This is a genomic window from Malikia granosa (assembly GCF_002980595.1).
GTDB lineage: Bacteria > Pseudomonadota > Gammaproteobacteria > Burkholderiales > Burkholderiaceae_C > Malikia > Malikia granosa.
Genome location: NZ_PVLQ01000150.1, coordinates 1 through 3,712, shown reverse-complemented (window position 1 = coordinate 3,712; position 3,712 = coordinate 1). Strand labels below are relative to the sequence as shown.

Genomic DNA, 3,712 nt, shown 5'->3' with positions numbered 1-3,712 from the left:
GCCAGCGCGGCGTCACGGGCTCCCCCGGTCGCTGCGCGCCCGCCGCCCGCGCCGCCGCACTGGCCTACTGGCTGGCGTGATGGACCGGCTTCAGTCAGCGCGCCCGGCTGCGCCCGGCGCGGGGTCACTGCCCCCGCCCGCCCTCCCGTCCGCCCCCCAAGGGGGCTCCCCGTTTGGTCAGCGCGCCAGGCTGCGCCTGTCGCGAGGGCTAAAGGGCCTCGCTCGGTGCCGGTCGGCGCAAGCCCGCTGCGGGCCGTTGGCCGGCCCTGTCCGCGCCGCCAGCGCCCGGCCATTCGCTCGCCCAGCTCGCTCGGTGGCCGGTCCCTGTCGTCCCGGTCGGCCGGCCAACGGCCCTTCGCTGGGGCTGGCCGGGGCCGGCGCGCGTGCTCCCCGGTCGCTGCGCGCCCTACGCCCGCGCGCCGGCCCCGGCCTCCCGGCGTGCCCACGCCCTGGCCTAGTCAGCGCTGCGGGCTTCGCCCTTCGCGTGGGGCCCTGTGCGGCCTGGCGGCCGCACAGGGCATTAGCCCCCGCCCAGCCCACCCATCCGCCCCCCAAGGGGGCTCCCTCATTTTTCCAGGTCCCGGGCGCACGTGGCGTTTCCTGTTCAGCAAGGCATGTCGGTATCTCGGCAGGGCTCCAGATCAGTAACTCAGCGCTCGGCCATAAGCCGGTCAAGCACCCGCTTCCCGTCCTTCATCGGTGACATAGTCCTTAAATAAACAAAGTTCAGGCGCAAGATCTGGTTGATTTCACTCGCCGGCAGGGGTTTCTTCAGCATCGTAAAACCATCAAGTTGCTGATAGTGGGTTGCCTCCGGGTCCCCGTTGTGATCCTGTTTAATGACGTCACCGGTGGTGGTTCCGTAGGCGACGATCCCTTCGCCATTCGAGTAGAGAAAAACGACGTCACCCTTCTGGAGTTGGTCAATGTAGTGCTTCCAAGGGTCGTAAAAAGCTGCAGCCACGCCTTGTTGAAGCATCCACTCGTGGTCGTCCAAACTATTGCGCTTGTTGGTGTTGAGCAGGTAGAAGCGGCGCTCCTTCGGCTCCTGTACTTCCGCACGGTCTTCCTCATCGGGCTCGTCGAGCTTGAGCGCGTTCAGCGCGCTTGCCGCGCCATCCTCGATCATTTTGATCAGTATTTCATGCCGCGACAGGGACAACTGATCAGCCAGCGCCTCCACGACAGAGTTGAGTCGCTCCGGCAGACGTAGCGTGATCGCGACGACGCCCTCCTTCTGGGATTTCTTGGATTCCTTGATCAGCTCAAGTAACTTACTCATGATTCACTCCTTGATGACTTGAGTAAATCGTACTAGAATTTTTAAAGAATCATAAAAAATTCTTTTGAAATCGTCCCTGTGGTGTGAAGTGTCAGCTAGGGGTCATAGGCACCATGTCGAAAACGCCAAGTGATGCCGAAAGCCTCCCTTCTTGCTTTGCCCAAAAAATAAGCACGGCAAAAAAACCGTGCTCACATAAAGACTTGGGCCGCTCCAAGCGGCCCTATCCACAGGCTTAGGCACTCAATTCGGGGAAAACCTCTTGCGTCGCTTCGGTCGGCCTGGCCTGCTCCAGTGCCTGATCGTCCAGGCTGTCGTGGGTCATGAACTTGAACTTGAACTGCAGGCTGTAGACCGCCCGGCCGCGCTTGGTCTCGCCCCAGGTGATCAGCAGATCCGCCTTCTCGTTGAGTTCCTTGACCGCCGGCACGATCGCGTAGCGCTTGATGTCGGCATACCGGTAAGTGGGCGGCACTTCCATGCTGGCCCGGAAGTCCTCCAGCGTGATGGTCTTGTAACCGGTGTCCTTCTGCGTCATCAGCAGCCGCAGCAGGTTGGTCGAGTAGACCGAACGCAGTCCCCGCGCGAGTTCGAGTCGGTACCGCACGAACTTCTCGCCCAGCATGAAGATGTGCTGGGTCATGTCCGGGGCAAAACAGACCTCGGCCCAGGCCTCGCCCTCGTGATAGGTGGCCTTCCAGACCCAGCGCATGTGGACCTTGCGCTTGCCGTCCGTCCAGCTGGCCGTGCGTTCGTAGAGCTTCTCGCAAGCCGCCTTGAGGCCCTCGTAGGCGGCGCGCGGGGTGTAGCCATCCGCCGGCACTTTCATGTCGGCCAACTGCGCGAACTCAGCCGCCGTCACCCTGACCTTGACGTAGCCGTTGCGTGCGTACTTAAAGGGGGTTAGCCGAGGGTCGACGCAGCGCATGGCCAGCATCATGACCCGCGCCTCGTTGAGCGTCAGCCCGTGCGCGGACTCTGCCAGGGCCCGGCTCATCGTCAGGCTGCCGCCGATGCCTCGGGCGGCTTGCTCGGCTTCCTCTTGGTGGTGCGGCAGGAAAGCCAGTGGCTGTCCGTGCAAGCTCGCGCGCGTGTCCGTGTCCGTGTCCGTGTCCATGCCCTTGTCCATTTGTGAGACTCCCTGTGGATTATCCGCGTAACCCCTCATACATGAGTCGGGTTACCTCACCTCACCTTAATTTTTATTAAACCACTGAATTATCAGATTCGTATCGAAATGGAGCAAGTTAAAGCAGGACATCTAGCCTGTGCAAAACGTGCGTTTTTTCTCACCTTTCAAGTGATTTTTCTGTGGATACCGCGCGTTTTTTCTCCACTCTCACGCGTATTTCCTCACCTTTCCCGCGTTTTTCCTCACCACTCACGCGTATTTCCTCACCTTTCAAGAAATAAAACCGCTGCAAGCTACTGTCAATATTGAATTTTTTGCCCTGTGGAAAACTCCTACAAAGGTATTTACAAAGGTATTACTAAGTTCTTTACGAAGTTAAGCGCACGCGCGAGGCCAACTGGCAACAGCAGCCGCTGCTGGCAGCTTGAAAGCCGACAGGCTCAAGTGCTGAACAAGTGCTGAACCAGGAATTCAATCAGTCCCCCCTGCTGGGGGGAAAAGATGCGCGCTCCGCGCGCCCCCCCAGGGCCGGCAAGCGGCCCTCGAAACCGCGCCAAGGCGCGTTTTCTCACCCTCGGCAGGGGGGCATGCTGCCCCCCTCTCTCAAAACGGCCCTACGGCCCGTTTTGCCCGACTCGACCCCCCAGGGGGCTGCGCCCCCCGCAAGCGGCACCCCCCGCCTGTTCAGCAGCAGAAAAAACGTCCGTTTTTCCTGCACGCCTGTTTATGGTAAAAAGCGCATCCAGGGCTAGTAGGTCTATTACCCCTTAGCCGGACCCTTCACGAATCCGGCCGGCTGCACAGGGGGTAGGCTTTTAACTTGCGCCTGTTCGGGCCACTCGCCTGGCCGGTTCGGTGAAAGGGAGGGAGGGAGCCATGCACATGCTGCTGATGCGTCCAAACGGAAAATGGACCGACGGTACGACCCGACGCGTGCCGATCGTGCGCGAGCGGGCCCGCAAGTACGGGCCGATCCTCGACGAGCGGGTGCTCTCCGTGCGCAAGGACCTGCTCATCGCGGGCGCCAACGCCAGCGGCAAGACCCGCTGGCTGGCCAAGCTCAACGACAAGGCCGCCGAGATCTGGGCCAAGCAGCAGAAACTCTTTCTGCGCGCCACCGAGCCGCTGCAGCGCTGGTGTGAGGACGATCGCGTCATCGCCTGGGCCGAGAAACACCACGGCCGCCCCTGGGCCAGGCTGCGCGCCTTCGAGCGCGCCGATGCCCTGATTCACTGGGTCCACGACAGCAAGGCGGTGCTGCTGCTCGACGACGCGCACAAGCTGACCGGGCGCAAGCT

At 61.8% G+C, this 3,712-nt stretch carries 3 protein-coding genes; 1 reads left to right on the top strand and 2 read right to left on the bottom strand.

Annotation, left to right across the window (positions count from 1 at the left end):
* Positions 1 to 649: 649 nt before the first annotated feature.
* The gene (locus tag C6P64_RS17710) at positions 650 to 1,282 is read right to left on the bottom strand and encodes a diacylglycerol kinase (RefSeq protein WP_105749842.1); all 633 of its coding nucleotides are present in this window, start codon (positions 1,280 to 1,282) and stop codon (positions 650 to 652) included.
* 235 nt (positions 1,283 to 1,517) lie between these two features.
* Entirely contained in the window at positions 1,518 to 2,399 is an 882-nt protein-coding gene (locus tag C6P64_RS17705; protein ID WP_170073145.1) for a replication initiation protein, read from the bottom strand.
* 891 nt (positions 2,400 to 3,290) lie between these two features.
* Between C6P64_RS17705 and C6P64_RS17700 the strand changes: the two genes are divergently transcribed.
* The coding region (locus tag C6P64_RS17700; RefSeq protein ID WP_211296890.1) for a hypothetical protein at positions 3,291 to 3,712 on the top strand (422 nt) is incomplete at its 3' end.

Coding starts and splice junctions, on each gene's coding strand:
- C6P64_RS17710 (WP_105749842.1), bottom strand. CDS start 1,282: ATGAGTAAGTTACTTGAGCTGATCAAGGAATCCAAGAAATCCCAGAAG.
- C6P64_RS17705 (WP_170073145.1), bottom strand. CDS start 2,399: ATGGACACGGACACGGACACGGACACGCGCGCGAGCTTGCACGGACAG.